16 protein-coding genes and 1 tRNA gene are annotated in these 15,646 nt (G+C 67.7%); 9 read left to right on the top strand and 8 right to left on the bottom strand.

What is annotated here, in order from left to right:
* Positions 1-56: 56 nt before the first annotated feature.
* Positions 57-938, bottom strand: a complete 882-nt coding sequence (locus ACH4RG_RS16825; protein WP_398160490.1) for an excalibur calcium-binding domain-containing protein — start codon at positions 936-938, stop codon at positions 57-59.
* Between the two features lie 179 nt (positions 939-1,117).
* On the opposite strand from ACH4RG_RS16825, the gene ACH4RG_RS16820 reads away from it, so the two are divergent.
* The gene (locus ACH4RG_RS16820; RefSeq protein WP_398539741.1) at positions 1,118-2,113 is read left to right on the top strand and encodes a phosphotransferase family protein; all 996 of its coding nucleotides are present in this window, start codon (positions 1,118-1,120) and stop codon (positions 2,111-2,113) included.
* Between the two features lie 82 nt (positions 2,114-2,195).
* On the opposite strand, the gene ACH4RG_RS16815 is transcribed toward ACH4RG_RS16820, so the two are convergent.
* Positions 2,196-2,269: transfer RNA gene (locus ACH4RG_RS16815), tRNA-Ala, on the bottom strand.
* A 79-nt stretch (positions 2,270-2,348) separates the two neighbouring features.
* On the opposite strand from ACH4RG_RS16815, the gene ACH4RG_RS16810 reads away from it, so the two are divergent.
* Both ACH4RG_RS16810 and ACH4RG_RS16805 read left to right on the top strand, forming a co-directional pair.
* Entirely contained in the window at positions 2,349-2,513 is a 165-nt protein-coding gene (locus ACH4RG_RS16810; protein WP_397927940.1) for a hypothetical protein, read from the top strand.
* 12 nt (positions 2,514-2,525) lie between these two features.
* Complete coding sequence (locus ACH4RG_RS16805) at positions 2,526-3,167, top strand: nucleotidyltransferase domain-containing protein (RefSeq protein ID WP_398160494.1); 642 nt, start codon at positions 2,526-2,528, stop codon at positions 3,165-3,167.
* Between the two features lie 1,385 nt (positions 3,168-4,552).
* Here the strand turns inward: ACH4RG_RS16805 and ACH4RG_RS16800 are convergent.
* Complete coding sequence (locus tag ACH4RG_RS16800) at positions 4,553-5,539, bottom strand: endonuclease/exonuclease/phosphatase family protein (RefSeq protein WP_398539740.1); 987 nt, start codon at positions 5,537-5,539, stop codon at positions 4,553-4,555.
* 207 nt (positions 5,540-5,746) lie between these two features.
* On the opposite strand from ACH4RG_RS16800, the gene ACH4RG_RS16795 reads away from it, so the two are divergent.
* The 3 genes from ACH4RG_RS16795 to ACH4RG_RS16785 all read left to right on the top strand — a co-directional run bounded on the left by ACH4RG_RS16795 (position 5,747) and on the right by ACH4RG_RS16785 (position 8,653).
* Complete coding sequence (locus tag ACH4RG_RS16795) at positions 5,747-6,202, top strand: hypothetical protein (protein WP_398160498.1); 456 nt, start codon at positions 5,747-5,749, stop codon at positions 6,200-6,202.
* A gap of 8 nt (positions 6,203-6,210) precedes the next feature.
* Entirely contained in the window at positions 6,211-8,016 is a 1,806-nt protein-coding gene (locus ACH4RG_RS16790) for an alpha/beta hydrolase (RefSeq protein ID WP_398539739.1), read from the top strand.
* A 103-nt stretch (positions 8,017-8,119) separates the two neighbouring features.
* Positions 8,120-8,653, top strand: a complete 534-nt coding sequence (locus ACH4RG_RS16785; RefSeq protein WP_398539738.1) for a hypothetical protein — start codon at positions 8,120-8,122, stop codon at positions 8,651-8,653.
* 86 nt (positions 8,654-8,739) lie between these two features.
* On the opposite strand, the gene ACH4RG_RS16780 is transcribed toward ACH4RG_RS16785, so the two are convergent.
* The 3 genes from ACH4RG_RS16780 to ACH4RG_RS16770 all read right to left on the bottom strand — a co-directional run bounded on the left by ACH4RG_RS16780 (position 8,740) and on the right by ACH4RG_RS16770 (position 10,464).
* Entirely contained in the window at positions 8,740-9,639 is a 900-nt protein-coding gene (locus ACH4RG_RS16780) for a JmjC domain-containing protein (RefSeq protein ID WP_398539737.1), read from the bottom strand.
* Between the two features lie 41 nt (positions 9,640-9,680).
* Positions 9,681-10,043, bottom strand: a complete 363-nt coding sequence (locus ACH4RG_RS16775; RefSeq protein ID WP_398160506.1) for a hypothetical protein — start codon at positions 10,041-10,043, stop codon at positions 9,681-9,683.
* Between the two features lie 178 nt (positions 10,044-10,221).
* A complete protein-coding gene (locus tag ACH4RG_RS16770; RefSeq protein WP_398539736.1) occupies positions 10,222-10,464 on the bottom strand; it encodes a DUF397 domain-containing protein in 243 nt (80 codons plus the stop codon).
* 791 nt (positions 10,465-11,255) lie between these two features.
* Here ACH4RG_RS16770 and ACH4RG_RS16765 point away from each other — a divergent pair.
* Positions 11,256-12,626: a hypothetical protein gene (locus ACH4RG_RS16765; protein ID WP_398539789.1), complete on the top strand. Its 1,371-nt coding sequence runs from the start codon at positions 11,256-11,258 to the stop codon at positions 12,624-12,626.
* Between the two features lie 260 nt (positions 12,627-12,886).
* A complete protein-coding gene (locus tag ACH4RG_RS16760) occupies positions 12,887-13,660 on the top strand; it encodes a DUF6879 family protein (protein ID WP_398539735.1) in 774 nt (257 codons plus the stop codon).
* An 81-nt stretch (positions 13,661-13,741) separates the two neighbouring features.
* Here the strand turns inward: ACH4RG_RS16760 and ACH4RG_RS16755 are convergent, their stop codons facing one another.
* The gene (locus tag ACH4RG_RS16755) at positions 13,742-13,951 is read right to left on the bottom strand and encodes a DUF397 domain-containing protein (protein ID WP_398539734.1); all 210 of its coding nucleotides are present in this window, start codon (positions 13,949-13,951) and stop codon (positions 13,742-13,744) included.
* A gap of 3 nt (positions 13,952-13,954) precedes the next feature.
* Positions 13,955-14,803: a helix-turn-helix domain-containing protein gene (locus tag ACH4RG_RS16750; RefSeq protein ID WP_398539733.1), complete on the bottom strand. Its 849-nt coding sequence runs from the start codon at positions 14,801-14,803 to the stop codon at positions 13,955-13,957.
* Positions 14,804-15,055: 252 nt separating this feature from the next.
* Here ACH4RG_RS16750 and ACH4RG_RS16745 point away from each other — a divergent pair, with 252 nt between their 5' ends.
* On the top strand, positions 15,056-15,643 hold the full coding sequence (locus ACH4RG_RS16745; RefSeq protein WP_398539732.1) for an ATP-binding protein: 588 nt from the start codon (positions 15,056-15,058) through the stop codon (positions 15,641-15,643).
* The last annotated feature ends 3 nt before the right edge of the window (positions 15,644-15,646 follow it).

The raw sequence follows: 15,646 nt of genomic DNA, 5'->3' as shown, positions 1-15,646 counted from the left end.
GGCGCACCCCGGTCCGCCCGCCCGCCCGCCTCACGCCCCCGCGCGGGCATCGAGGCTCACTCGCAGCCGACGCCGTCCCCGTCACGGTCCAAGTGCCGCCCGTAGCCGGGGTCTCCGGCCCGGATGGGGGCGGCCCCGGCGTTCCGTACGGCGGTGCAGTTCGCGTAGGAGACGCTGCCGCCACCACCCCCACCACTCGTACCGTTTCCGTCGGCGGAGGAGGCGGAAGAGGCGGAGGAGGACTCGCCCCACGGCTCGCAGCCCACGCCGTCGCCGTCGCGGTCCAGGTGGGGTGCGTAGCCGGGATCGCCCTCCTCGACGGGGGCGGCCCCTGCGGCGCGGGCGGCGTCGCAGTTCTTGTAGTACGCGGGCGCCGGGTCTTTCGGGTCCGCCGCCTCCGGGGTGGAGTTCGAGGCGTTCGAGGCGGGAGTCGGAGTCGTTTCGGGGGCGGCGGTGACGGTGATGCGGACGACCGCGGTGGCGGCGGGGACCTCGGCGCCCTTCACGACGACCTCGTACGTGAGCTTGTCCTCGCCGGCGTACCCGTCCCCGGCGGTGTACGTGACCGTGGTCCCGGACACCGATGCGGAACCGTGGGCGGGCTCGGTGTCGATGCTCAGGGTCAGCTCGGCGGGATCGTACGTGTGGAGCAGCGCGGCCCGGTCCCCGTTCTCCAGGGTGACGGAGTCGTTGTCGAGGACGTCCACGTCCAGGCTGTTGCCCGCGTCCATGGTCTGCTCGTCGTCCATGAGCGCCAGCGCCCGATCCACGGAGGCCGCAGAACCGGCCGACGCGGCGGCCTTCCCGCCCTGGTCGTCCGCGTTGCCGTCATCGCCTCCGCACCCCGTCAGGAGCAGCGCGAGCGCGCCCGCTCCGGCCGATATCCGTATGCGGAGGAACCCGCGCCCGGGCCGCCGTGACTGCTTCCTCGTCTGCATGTGTTGCCCCCAAGGCCGAACGCTGTGCTGTGGAGCAGCCGATGTTCGCAGCGCGGCCGGGCGTACATCAGGGGCATGTCGGAAGCGAAGCGGAATTGTGATGAGAGCGTGTACAAAGCGTGTAAGGGGGCGGAGGTCGACCAGCCGGCCCTGCCCGGAAGGCCACTACGGTGGCCCGTATGAAGGACCGTCCGACCGATATCGACGAAACCGTCCTGGCCGCCGCCCTCGGGGCCTGGGGCATCGAACCCGTCGTGCTCACCCACGCCCCGGTCGGCTTCGGCGACCACCACTGGGTCGCGGCCGACGCGGAAGGCCGACGGACCTTCGTCACGGTCGCCGACCTCGCGCACAAGCCGCACTGCGGTCGAGACGCGGCCGAGGCGTGGACGGGCCTGAGCCGCGCCATGGACACGGCCGCGACGCTCGAATCGTCCCTCGACGGCGCGGCGTTGGTGGCACCGCTGCGCACCGGCGGCGGCGAGACGCTGCTCCGCCTGACCGGCCCGTACGCCGTGAGCGTCTTCCCGTACGTGGACGCGCCCACCGGCCACTTCGGCCAGGTGCTGGAATCCGGGGCGCGAGGGATGCTGGTGGAGCGGCTGGCCCGACTTCATGCCGTGCGCGCCCCGTTGACGACCCCGTCCCATGCCCCGGTGCTGCCGGGCCGCGCGGCGATCGGAGCGGCGCTGGCCGACCCGCAGCGCTTCCGCGCGGACGCGGGCCCGTACGCGCAACGCTGCCGAGCCTTGCTGACCGCCAACTCTGCGGCCCTGCGGTCGACGTTGGAGCGCTACGACAGCGGCACGGCGCAGCTCATGTCCGACGCGTCGACCGCCGCGACCGTGGTCACCCACGGCGAACCCCACCCCGGCAACGTCCTGGACCCCGGAGGGCGTACCCTCCTGGTCGACTGGGACACCGTCGCCCTCGCGCCGCCGGAGCGCGACCTCTGGCTCGCCACCGACGCCCCGGAGGACCTGTCGCACTACGCCGAACTCACCGGCCACCGCCCGGACCCGGAGCTGCTCGCGTACTACGAACTCCGTTGGTCGCTGGACGACATGGCCGCCGCGCTCGACGTCTTCGGCACCCGGCACCCGGACACGGCCGACACGCGGCAGGCGTGGGAGGGCCTGGTCGACGCGGTGACCGCGCTGGCGGAGGAGAGCTAGCCGACTGAGCGCGGAGGGCGACGGCGGACCAGCAGGAGCGTTGCGGCACGCACAGTCCCTGTCGGCGTAGCTTGAGGCGGGATGGGGCCGGCCGGATTCGAACCGGCGTCCTCCCACATGCGGTGAAGGCGCGACAACCGCTGCGCTACGAGCCCCATCCCGCACGCGATCATACGGGCGTCCGGCACCCGGCGTTCTGCGCCAGACCCGGGAATGACGAGACGGGAGTCTGCCGGTGATCGAGATCCTCGACGACTTGGACGTGCTGTATCAGGGGAACCTCGATCTCACGACAGTCGAGATGGGTGGCGTGGCCCTGGGAGCGCCGGACGAAGTCTCCGCCGTACCGAGGTTGAACGGCGAGCTCATCCATCAGGGCCGGGGTGTGTACGGCCGCTGATAGTTTCCTGCGATGAGCGAGCATGTGCCGAGCGGCGGCACCGAACTGTCACCCGACGAGATCGAGGCCCTCGACGCCCGGTGGTCGTCCAGCTGGACTCCGAGCGAGGTCGCGCAGCGGCTGGCCGGGGTCGGCGTGCCCTGGTGTGTGGCCGCGGGCTGGGCGCTGGACCTGTTCCGGGGCGAGCAGACGCGCGTTCACGGGGACATCGAGATCGCGATTCCGGAGGCAGGCTTTCCCCAGGTCCGCAGCCGCTTCCCCGGATACGTCTTCGACGCGGCGGGCAGCGGCCGGATCTGGGAGGACGCTTCGCCGGAGACGCTGGCCGCCGTTCACCAGACATGGCTCCGCGATCCGGCCACCGGCAACTACCTGCTCGACGTGTTCCGGGAACCGCACGACGGTGACACCTGGATCTGCCGGCGGGACGAGGGGGTCCGGCTCCCGTACCGCGAGATCGTCCACCACACCCAGAACGGCATCCCGTATCTGGCACCCGAACTCGTGCTCCTGTTCAAGGCCAAGCACGCCCGCCCAAAAGATCAAAGGGACTTCGACGCGACCGTCCCGCACCTGACCCGAGCGCAGCGCGCGACCTTGGCGGAGCTGCTCGTCCGCGTACACCCAGGGCACGCCTGGCTCACGGATCTGTAGCAGGGGTCGACCGGTGCAACAGCGCACACCGGTAGTCCGGTTGCGAACCGGGTGGTGCGAGGGGGCGCACTTTTCGCGGACGTCGTTGTAGGCCAAAACCATGCGATACCGTGACGTCAACATCACGCTCTGTGCGCGCACGTAGGCGGGCATAGGGCGGCCCCCGGAGGTGCGCGAACACCCACCCGAGGGCCTTACACCCCCAGTGGAAAGAGCCACTAGAAATGCTGCGTCATGTTATCGCGCCCTCGTCGGGCTGGACCAAAGCCCCGCACACGGTCGTACGCGACCGGCGGATGAACAGCGATGCGAAAGTCCTCCTCCTGTACGTCCAGGGCCTCCCCGACTCCGCCACGGACCGTCCGCTCGGCGAGCTGGCACGGAAACTGGAGATCAAGGGCCGCACGTACCAGCTGGCCAAGAAGCAACTGGTGGAGCACGGCTACGTCCACGAGTGGCGGGCCCAGGCCGATGGCGGACGCTGGGTGACGGAGCAGCTGTTCACGAACACGCCGCTGACGAGCGCCGAGGCCAGGATCGTACGGGCGACGCTGGAGCCGGACGGCGGGCGCACGCCGGGAGTGGCGGCTGCCGCTCCGCCGCCGCCGAGTAAGCGGTATCCGACGGTCGGCGGACCGACTTCCCGGACGGCCGGTGGCTATGGACCGGAGGAAGACCACAGTGATGAGACCACTCCCCGCCCACCCTCCGAAGCGGAACGACCGGAGCAGCACCGATCGCAACCGCAACCGGAACCGGACCCGGACCTGGACCCGAGGCCGGAGCCGGAACTGGAGCCGGAGCCGGCACGGGAGCCGACACCGGCACCCGAACTCCCACCCGCCGCAGCCGACTCCACCCCGGCACCCCACGCACCCCCGGTACCTCACCTCCCCCCGGCACCCCACCCCGCTTCCCGACTGGCCAAGGCGGAACGGCTGCTGTTGTCGCTGCGCCACACCCGCCGCGACCTGCTGCTGGGGGTGCGGGAGGCGCGTGAGCTGGCGCCGGAGGCGGTGAAGTGGCTGGAGGGCGGCTTGTCGGAAGAGGATGTGCGGCACGCGCTCCTGGCCGCCAGGCGCGAGGGAGGGGTGCACTCGGCGGTGGGCTTCCTGCGCCACCGCCTGATCCAGAAATGCCCGGTGCCCCCGCTGCCGGCTCCGCCGCCCCCACCGCCCGTCAGGGAGCTGATCGCCTGCGCGGGGGAGGGGGAGGAGCACGTTTTCCGCCCGGTGGGCGACGAGACGCTGTGCGTGGAGTGCCGCAGGGCGGCGGCGTACGCGAGCTGGATGGTCGACACGGACACGTACGACTTCCCCGAGGACATGACCTGGAGGCAACGCGTCGAGGCGGTACGGCGGGCCGACGCGCTTCGAGCCGCGCACTCACCCCAGGGCGACGCGGGCGGCGACGGGCAGATGGTCGCTGCCGGTGGCGGGCAGGGTGCGGATGTGGTCGACGGTGGCGGAGCGCGCCAGGACCTGATCGATCCGGGCCACGGGGAGGGAGGCGGGGAAGCTGAAGGCGAAGCCGCGCTCCGCCACGTTCAGGCGTGAGGTGAGAGGCTCCAGCCCCCGGTCCTCCACGGTCCCGTTGAGATCCCCGAGCAGAATCACCGTATCGACGCTTTCTGCGGCGATGGCACGCCCGAGCAACTCGGCGCTCGTGTCTCTCCGTTCGGACGCCAGCCCACCCGGGCCGACCCGGACGGAGGGCAGATGGGCGACGTACGCCGCGACGTCCCCGTACGGCGAATCGACGACGGCACGGAGGCCACGGCTCCACCCTTCCGCGATGCTCGGCGGCTTGATGTCGACGACCCGCTCCCCGGTGAGCGGGTACTTGGACCAGAGCCCGACGGTGCCCCGGACGACGTGATGCGGATAGTCGGCGGCGAGAGCCTTCTCGTACGCGGACAGCTGCGGAACCACCAGCTCCTCCAGTGCGACGAGATCGCCCCCGGCCTCGATCAGCGCCCGGGCGGTCGGCGCCGGATCACGGTTCTCGTCGCTGACGTTGTGCTGCACGACGACGAGCTCCCGCCCGCCGCCTTCCGCCCCAGGCAGGAGCAGCCCACCGAAGAGATGCACCCAGACACCGACGGGCAGCAGCACCGCCACCAGCGCGACGGCGGACCGCCGCACCAGGGCGAGCGCCAGCAGCAGGACGACGATCACGCCGAGCCACGGCAGAAAGGACTCCAGCAGACTCCCGACCCGCCCGACGGCGTTCGGCACACCCCGGTGGAACGCCAACACCCCGGCGAGCACCACGGCCAGCACGGCGAGGACACGCCCCCGCCGGCCGTCTCCTGCCCCGGGAACCTCCTGCCCCACCACCGACGCCACACCGGGGGCTGCCTGCTCCACCATGTCTTCCCATCCGCTTGGTCCCGCTTACAGGACGAGTGACCGGGCGGACAGGGTTCCGACCCACCACCAGGATCTGGAACAGGGAGAGAACGGGGCCGCATTTGATTTGGCCCACAGCAGCCGGAGATCATGTCGGATCACCCCGCGGTGTCCGGCGACGGAACTGCGGGGAACGGGGATATCGGGGACACCGGGAGAGTTTCTACGATGGCGTGGGATGAATGGGAGCAAATCAAGGCTGACGTCGCGGTGAATGGTTCGGCGCACATGCAGCTGAACCAGGCCCCGGCGGAGGGCGGAACCACGGGCGGCGCGACTTCGGGGGATCTGAAGTCGAACAGGAAGACGTGGGTCAAGGCCGGTGAGGGAGTCACCGGCCTCAAGGACGGTGTCGGTAAGGCGCTGACGAAGCTTGCCGACGGTCAGACGGGGCTGGGGGACACTACCGGGTCGCAGAGCGCGGCGGCACAGAAGGAGCTCTACGCCTCGTGGAAGAAGTACGTGAGCGATGTGAGCGGCCGCTGTGAAGCGTTGGGTGGACTTCTGCGGGGAGCGGGCCACGATCTGTCGAAGTCCGACGAGGAAGCCCAGGCGGAGCTGGAGAAGCTCAAGGTGAAATACGGGGACACCGAGCCCGTCGGTGGCCAGGCGAAGGAGAAGTGAGCCCGGTCATGGACCTTGCGACGCTCAAGGGCTTCAAGCCGTCGGAGTACGAAGAGGCCGCGAACGGCTATCGGACGACCGGTGACATGGCCTCCGAGGCCAAGGACGCGCTCGACAACCGGATCAGTGTGGAACTCCGCAACCAGCTGGAGGGCGAAGCGGCGAAGGCGGCAGTCGAGGAACTGAAGAGCCTCTCGAAGAACTTCCATTACACGCAGACCGAGTGCGGCCTGGTGAGCACCGCGCTGAACGGCTTCGCCTTCGACATCGCGGTGGCCAAGCGCAAACTGGAAGCCGCCATGGAGGACGCCAGAGCCGACGGCTGCACGGTGAACGCGAACGGCTCCGTCTCGTATCCGGCGGGCAGGAAGCCCGGCGACGAGAAGACGGCGGACGGCGGCACGGTGACCGGGAGCGCGGGGGGCAGCCCGACGTCCGACGCGCTGGAGCGCCAGGCGATGAACATCCACCCGAACCCGTACTACGGCAGGGCGATGGCCTACGCGAACCGCATCGCCGACGCCCTGGAAGAGGCCACGGAAGCGGATACGAAGTGGGCGCCGAAGCTGCGCGCACTGAAGGCCGACGACGACTTGACGGTCTCCCCCCGGGACTGGGCGGACGCGCAGTCGGACACGGGCGGCGTCCGCGAGGCGGGCAAGGCCTATCTCGACTCCCTGCCGGAGCCCCCGAAGGACGGCAGCCCGAAGGACAACGCGGCCTGGTGGAAGAGCCTCAGCGCGGAGGATCAGTCGGCGCATCTCGCCCTGAACGCTGCTTCGATCGGAGCACTGGACGGGCTGCCCGCCGTGACGCGTGACGAGGCCAACCGCATGGTGCTGGCACAGACCAGGGGGCACGTGGAGACGGAACTCGCCAAGATCCCAGAGCCAGCCAGGTACTCGCCCAACCCCGATGGGCAGTATCCAGCTGTCGTCCAGAACGACAGCTGGACCAAGTGGAACGAGAAGCACGGTGAGCGGCACGCGGAGCTCACCAAGTCGAACGAGGGCATGAAGAGCATTCAGGCACGGTTCGACAAGACGGGCGAGGAAGGCCTGCCGGAGGCGTACCTGCTGGGATTCAGCTCGGAAGGCAATGGCAGGGCGATCGTTGCGAACGGCAACCCGGACACAGCTGACCACCAGGCGGTCTATGTGCCAGGTACGACGTCGAACCTGGGCAGCATCGATGGTGACATCAACCGAATGGTCAACGTGTGGCGCGCAGCAGACGGCGCGCCTGGAAATGACTCCGTTTCCACGATCACTTGGCTCGGCTACGACGCGCCGCAGAGCATCGTGAAGGACTCCCCGTTCAGTCATTACGCGAATGACTGCGCTCCCGCCTACCATCGATTCCTCGACGGCTTGGACGCCTCGCGTACCGCCGAATCGGACCCGCACCGCACAGCAATCGGCCACTCGTATGGGACAACGCTGATCGGGTCCGCGGCTCGACAGGGCGAGTTGAACGTGGACGACGTGATCCTTGCAGGCAGTCCCGGAGTCCAAGTGAGCAAAGCCGAGCAGTTGGATGTTCCCGAAGGACACGTCTGGAACCAGGAGGCCGACTGGGATGTGGTCCCGGACATCGGGCGATTCGGGCACGGTGGAACCGACTGGGACGGCGCCTGGGTCATCCCCAGCGACCCGATCTTCGGTGCCAACCAGATGACCACGGACACAAACGGACACAGCGATTACTGGAAAGAGGGAACGGAGAGCCTGTGGAATCAAGGCATGGTTGTGGCAGGCCACGGTGATGAAGTCGAGTTGAAGCCAGTTCCCCCGGCACACTCAAGGGGGCGGTAGCGATGTCCGGCGTTTCCGAAGAGGGAATAGAACGTGTGACTCCCCGTCACTCAACCGAAATGACCGGCTTGCGATCCGGTCCGACTCACCGAGGTTCTTCGACGTGAAGACGAGACTGGGCGCACTGGCGCTGTTCGGATCCATCACTCTTACAACTCTCACTGGATGCAGCATGGATGATGCAAAGGATTCCGACTCCCTCCCCTCCGCGGGCACCAGCACGTCGAGGGAAGCTGTGGAAACGACCAAGAAGGTTTCCAGTGAGCTCTACGATCTGATCGGAATCAAGGGCGAGGCGTCCAACAGCGGAGCGGGCGTCACAGAGTGTGGAAACAAGGATCCGGAAAAATATTTCCAGATCTTCCACCCGTGGAGCTTCACTCCGGCATCGGCCGACCAACTTGATGGCGTGATGGAGCGGCTCAAGGAAGAACTTCCGAAACGCGGCTGGAACATCGTCGAGTACGGACCCAATACGAGCAAGAACAAGAGCATGCAGCTCACAGCCGACAACGACAAGAAAAAGCACAGCGTCAAGATCACTCATTTCGCGAAAGGCAAGACGCCAAGCCTGAACCTGATGGTCGTGTCCGGCTGCTATCAGGTCCCGGCCGGCGAGAAGGTCGACCGGTTCTGAGTACGCCGCAGTGACACCGGAGTGGCGTGAGGCAGCTCGTGCTGCCGATCGCGCCGCCCGGGCCGGTCGCTGCCCCGCTCAGCAGCTCACGTCGCGTACTCCTTCTCCGATACGGCGGTTCGCACCAAGAGCCGAGCGAAGTCGTCCACGTCGAGACCGGCCAGGTGCTCGACCAGGGCCTGCCGGATGTCCCGCACATGTCGGGGCAGCTGTGGCCCCGTGAAGTCGCGAGGAAGGATGACGCGTCGGAAGGCGTCCTTCTCGATCACGCAGCTGACGAGCTTCTCCGCGACCCAGAGCGGCGTACGTTCCCGGATCGCGAACGTCAGGTGGATGCTGCGGTCCTGCGCGTCGAGCGTATGAGGGTTGTGCACCCACCCGCGTGGCAGGAGCAGGGACTGACCCGGCCGGAGGTCAACCTCCAGATCGGGCCCCACGGCTTCCCACTCCGGGATGAAGTCGTGCTGCCAGACACGGAAGGACTCCTGGTGCTCGCGCATCGGCGCGGGGAACTTCGGCCGCCAGAGCTGCCATCGCTTGACGCCGGCGATCTGCACGATCACGGCCATCTGCTGATCCCAGTGGTGGAGCAGCCCCTGGCTCCCGGGCGGGGTCACGAAGGCGTGGGAGTAGTTGCTGTAACCGGTCTCCTGCTGAATGCCGCGGGAGACGTCCGCCAGGAAGGGGACGACCCGCTGGAGGTTGCCGAGCCGGATCGTGTGGCCGTCCTCGTAGAGGCTCTGCAACTTCGCCGGGTCGGTCCGGCCCGCCGTGCGATGGCGATCGGGGTGCAGCGCCGTGCCGTCACTCACGACGGCGACCTCGTCGGCGGGCACGCACCCGGTGTCCAGGTAGTGGTCGACGGTCTCCGCGTTGATCACACGGTCGAGCTCGCCGGCCTCGCGTTCGTACACGCATGGCTCGTCCGGCCAGGAGGTCAGGAGCGCTGTCACGCCCGGTTCGGGCAGTAAGAGGTTGAGTGACACGGATGGCTTCCTCGCTTCACGTCACCGGAGGGGTACGGAGGTCAGGAGGGCGGGAGAGGGCACGGGAGACCGGGGTGGTGGTGGTTGAGGCAGCACACCACCGAGAAGGAGATCAGGCTCTGGGACTTGGTGTAGTGCACCCAGCAGACGTCGACCCCTCGGGGAAGGGAGTCCATCGCGTGCGCGATCTTGTGTTCGAGGGTGACGTAGGCGCGGCCGCCGTCGTCCCTCTCGGCAGGAGGATTCACCTCGTACGTGGTCTTCAGCCACGTGACGGCGGCCACGACACGGGTCCAGGTGCGGTCCGTAGCCGTCTGATCCTGTCGCATGAGCCAGTGCCCGGTCATGAGGGGCGGCAGCGTCGAGGCGACGAAGGCCCGTGTCTGCTCGGAGTTCAGTTCCACACCCGGACGGCGTAGTGCCTCCTGGCCGTACGCGTCCCTGCTGCCGGTCCACGGACCGTATCCGTGCCAATGTCCTGACCAGGTCATCTGCGCCCTTCGCTGGGGGGAGAAGGGCCGGTCCGGAGCCTGTCCGGTCCGGCCCACTACGTGGTGCTTCGTGCTCAGGAAGGGAGCCAGATTAGAGCGTCAGACCCCTCGTCCTGACCCACCCGGTGGCGAAGTCGTCGAGCTCGGTCTCGGTGAAGCGCAGCTCCTTGCCCGCACCCTCGGGCTTGCTGTCACGGATGACGAAAGAGGCCTCTGCCCCGGGGATCGCGGCGAGGCTGACGCAGGTCTCGTTGGAGCCGCCGGCGTTGCCGCCGCAGTAGGTGGCGAAGGCGTCGGCCGGCGGGATCGGCAGTGCGTAGAGGTTTCCGTTCATGGGAGAGTCCCTTTCGGTGCTGATGTCGCGGAGATTCGGTCTCCGCACCGTCGTGCTCCTGGCCCCGCCCGGCTGCCGACCGTCCATGGAGACAGCCGGGCGGGAGTCTGTGAGGCTGGATGGGGTGTGCTGTTCAGGCCTGCGGCGCGTGGAGGGGCGCGGTGCCCGGCTACCGGCCTGACCACACCGCAGCGATGATCGACGAGCCGATGGCGGCGAGGCAGACGACGTATCCGATCTGCCGGGTCCGCTCGCTCACCGGCCAGTGCCTTGCCCTCGCCCTGGTACCGGCCGTACGGGAAGGGGAGGTCGGGACGAGACCGCCCTTCCCACATCACCGGCGTCGTTCATCGCGGCGAGTTTCCGGAGAACCCGGGCCAGCGCTCGGACATGGCAATGGACCTCATGGGACAGGGCGTCCGGAGCCGGAGGGTTGTCGAGGAGGTGGGTGGCCTCCAGGAGGTAGCCGCGGTCAGCCCCACTCATGCCTCGCGCTCCGACCGACAGAGCGCCGGCAACGGCTACCGCACGGCGGCGCAAGGAGACTGCCGCGTCGTCGAGTTCCGCGCGGGTGGTCGTACCGAGCCGCAAGGCGAGGACGCGTCGCACCTCGTCCTCCGTGTCCGCCTTCTCGCCTGCCGCTACCGCCCTGGGGCGGCCTGCGCCTGTCTTCATCACGTCGGTCACTAGGAATCTCCGCTCATGGCCGCTTTTGATCGCGTTCTGTGTAGAGCTAACTGCGCGCCGTGCTCATCCCGGTACCGTTGGAGACAGGCGTAACCGTGAAAGCCATGAATTTCCGGGGAGTTGGTGTGCCCGTGCCACCTAGGAGCAACCGCAACTCAGGCCTTGAGAACCTTCTTGAACAGGCTGGATGGTCCCGGACGCAGCTAGCGAACGCGGTGAACCGCACGGCCGGAGAAGCGGGCCTGGCGTTGAAGTGCGACCAGTCCGCCGTCTCGCACTGGCTGAGCGGGACGCAGCCGCGAGCGCAGGTCCGGCCAGTGATCGTCGAAGTGCTCGAACGGAAGCTCGGCCGCCCGGTGACTTACGCCGAAGCGGGCCTGCGCTTGTCGGCGCCGGGCCCGGCAGCGAACTCCGCGGACACCACAGACTCCCTCTTGGACCTCGGAAGGGCTGACATGGACCCCTCACGGCGTGGAGTTGTCGCAGCAGGCCTGTACTCGGCTGCCCTTGCCGTCCCTCTCTTCGCGGGTGAGGCCTACGCCGAGGAACGGGAACGCGCGGTCCGGCCGACCGGCCGCATCGGCGCGGCAGAGGTGGCGACCGTCCGCACGATGACGGACCGCATCGCGGAGATTCTCGACGAGCTCGGCGCCGGACACGCTCGTCCCATGGCCGCTGCGTTTCTCGTCAACACCGTCGCGCCGTACCTGCGCGCTTCCGCGACCGGACCGGTACGACGCGACATGCTCTCCGCAGCGTCCGACCTGACCTACCTCACCGGCTGGATGGCCATGTACGAGCGGGCTCACGGTCTCGGCCAGCAGTATTACGTGAAGGCGTTGCGCCTCGCGCAGGAAGCATCCGACCACGTGACGTACTGCCGTACGTTGCGAGGCATGAGCCTCCAGGCATCCCATCTGCGGTACGGCCAGAGGGCCCTGGAGCTCGCCGACTCGGCAGCTGAGGCGGCACCGGACGCAGGGCCTCGCTTGGTGGCCTTCCTCCGCGGACAGCAGGCCCACGCCTCCTCGATGGTCGGAGACCGGCGCGCCGCCTTTCAGAGGCTGCGCGAGGCGGAGTCCGCGCTCTCCCAAGCCGATTCCAGGCGGCAGTCGATCGGAGGCTACGACCAGGCCGCCTACCAGTTCCACGTGGCCCACGTTCTGTACGAGACACGTGACCTGCCGGGCTCTATCGCAGCGCTGAAGGCCTCACTCCGCGCGCAGCCCAAGCAAGAGAGGCAGGGGCGACTCCACGCCAACGCGGTCATGGCTCAACGGCAGTTCGAGTTCGGCCATATCGAGGAGGCTTGCACCACGTGGGGCACCTTCCTGGACGACTACGTAGGGCTCTCCTCGGCACGCGGTGACGAGCACTTCACCACCATGCGCAAGCGCATCGCGCCGTACGGCAAGATCCGAGCCGCCCGCGAGCTCCAGGAGCGGTCGCGGCAGGTGGCGGGGATGAAGGGGTAGATCGCCTGCCGGTCGATGGCCGACTGCGGTTGTTCAGCTCGGCTTCCACGCGCACTGAATGCTTCGGAAGGGGCGCTGTACGTGGCCGACTCGGTCATGCCGTTCATGGTCGGGTGGCCGATTCGACGGCTGCGGCCGATATTCGCGAACAGTTTCGTGAGCGGCGTGGTGATGCCGGTGATCCCCTCGACACTCATGCGGTCCGGCCGCCAACCTTTGAACGGCGGGCGGAACACCCTTCGAAGTGAGAGGAGGCTGTAATGGCACGGCATCTGAGGCCCAGCGGCACGGGTAGCGGTGGCACGGGAAGCTCATCTGTCCATGAGGACGCGGCGAGTGGAGAGGCCATCGTTTACGGACCGCCGTCGACCGCTGCCGACGATATCGCCCAGCACCAGCGCCTGGCCGAGGCCGAGGCCGAGGTGGCGGTGGTCGTCCCGCGTGAACTGTTGGTTGACCGGTCGCCAAAGGGCGCGACCTGTCAGGCTCGGATCATCGGCCTGGACGAGTTCGAGGGTCTGTTCCGTACGTTTCGGCACTCGGCTTGGCGGTTGGAGACCCGGCGGCGCTTCGCCAGTGACGAAGCCACGGACACTTACCGCCAGTTCGTCGAGACCGGCAGTGTTGACTGGTCCGTGGAGGATCCGTACTGCGAGCTGATCCGTTCCCAGACCGCGCAGGGAAAGCGTGTCGAGCGGGTGCGGATCGTTGATCAGCCGCCGACCACAGGACAGCTTTACCTCCTCAACAACGCGAAGCGGAACAGTGGTCTGGGGGAGAACATTCGGAACGTATGGCGAGTGGATGCCGATCGTCTCCAACTCCCGGCCGAGGACTACTGGCTGTTCGACAGTCGGCTTGCCGCGAAGCTCCGCTTCGACGACGAGGACCACCTCGTGGTCGTCGAGTTGATCACCGAGCCGGCCGAAGTCGTCCGATACTCCGCCATCCGTGATGCGGCATGGCGCCACGCCGTGCCGTACGAAGAGTTCGCGGCGAAGCTGAGCGACAGCAGGCAGGGGCAGAAGGCGTAGACGCACGGAACGCGCCCGCATGCATCCGAAGGGCACCCGCTGGGTCGGCAGATCAACCGTCATGGCGTGATCAATAACGGTTCATGCCTCAAGGTGTCCATCCTGAAGGGCCGACACGAAAGAAGCCCATGAGGTCGGCCGGAAGAGCAGAGAGCCCTCTTCGACGGCTTTCGAGTCGCGTATCGCCGTTGCCTCGCTGAGGCGCGCGGCTTCTACGCACTCAGTTGTATTACCGCCACTGTGCGAGGACTTGAACCAGGTCGGGGTACCGCTGGACGAGGTGGAAGGCATGCTTCAGATCTCCTTGCAGACGCGTTCGATCACAGCCGATGACGCGCCCATGTCCAGCGCTTGCGCGCGCAGGTAGTCGAACGCAAGCCGGTACCGGTCGAGTTCGTGGTCCTTCTCCATGAAAACAGAGCCGACATGGAGATCTACGTAGACGACATCGAGCGAGGGTTCCGCCCCTCCCAGGATGACGAAGCTTCCCAGAGCCGCCGCGTGTGCGCCCTTTGAGAACGGGAGGACCTGGAGGGTGACGCCCGGCGACTCGTTCGCCCTGAGGAGGTGTTCGAGCTGCTCCCGCATGATCGCGGGCGAGCCGACCACGCGTCGGATGACCGACTCGTCCAGGATGGCCCAGAGGTGGGGAGGACGTTCTCGGGCGAGGATCTCCTGGCGCTTCATACGGATATCGACGAGCCGTTCGACTTCCTCTGGCGCCAGGCGCATCTCGTTGGCCTGCTGAATCGCGGTGCTGTACCCCCGCGTCTGCAAGAGTCCTGGTACGTACATGCAGGAGAAGTGGTCCTCGCGTGCCGCCTCGTCTTCCAGCGTGAGGAGGAGGTTCATGTCGGCGGGGATCGAACCGCTGAACGGCCCCCACCAGCCCCGCCGTTTCGCGTCCTTGGCGAGAGCCACGACTGTGCACCGCTCGGCCTCCGTCGCGTCGTACTGTCGGCACAGGGCGTCGACGATGGGCCACTTCACTGGGCCCTCCTGAGTCTCGTACCGACTGACGGTGGCCTTCGATACGCCCACCAGTCGGCCAGCTTCCTCAAGGGTCATGCCTTTACTTGCTCGCAGCTTCCGCATCATCGCGCCGAGCTGGCGGCGACGCGTGGTGGTCGTCCTGACGGGCATCGAAGGCTCATTTCCTGGCTGCAAACCACGGGCTGCGCGTGCAACAAGGCTAAAGCCAGGCGAGGTTAGGCACGGTGGATTCACCCGATCGAGGTCCGTGAGAAGTTACATAGCGAAACTTCTCGCTGACATACTCAACCTCGGAACACTACGCAGCGTCGCCGTTCGGATGCGGTGGGCGCGGATCCGTCCTGATGTGAGGGGAGAGTCGGCATGTGTCACTGCGAGAGCGAGGATGCCTGTCATCGCTATGTGGTGCCGTTCGAAGCGGCGCCGGCCCAGCTGTCCGAGCTGCGCCGGGCGGTGAGATCTCAGCTCGGCTCGTGGGGTGCGTCAGCCGTGACGGAGGAGGCTGAACTCGTCGCTACCGAGCTGGGAGCCAACGTCATCAAGCATGTCGGTCGGGACGTTGCCGCCTCGCTCGTTCTTGAACTGAGGGAGGGGCGAGTCCGGCTTGAGGTCCATGACCGGAGTCCCGCCCTGCCCGCAGCGCCTTTGGGTGAGGCCTGTGCGGACAGTGCTGAGAGCGGCAGAGGTCTGCACCTCATCGCCGCGATGGCGCACGATTGGGGGGCAGTCCGCACGTCAACCGGGAAGGTCATCTGGTGTGAGCTCTCCTTGAAGACGGCAGGGTGCGAGGCCCGCGTGGGGCGTGTGGCCGCGGTGCTGTCGGTGTACGGCCAGCGCAGCAGCACCTCGAGCCTCCTCGACCTTGCCGCGCTTGACGACACGGTTACCGACGTCATTACGGACCTGCTCCATTGGCTTGCTGCCCAGGGAGGAGACCCGAGCGGCGCCCTTGGCCGCGCTCAGATGCACTACGACGCCGAGGCGGCCTGAGGT

It is taken from the genome of Streptomyces sp. NPDC021019 (assembly GCF_044333295.1).
Taxonomy (GTDB): Bacteria; Actinomycetota; Actinomycetes; order Streptomycetales; family Streptomycetaceae; genus Streptomyces.
Note: the sequence above shows the minus strand (reverse complement) of the source record. Positions and strands in the feature narration are given on the sequence as shown.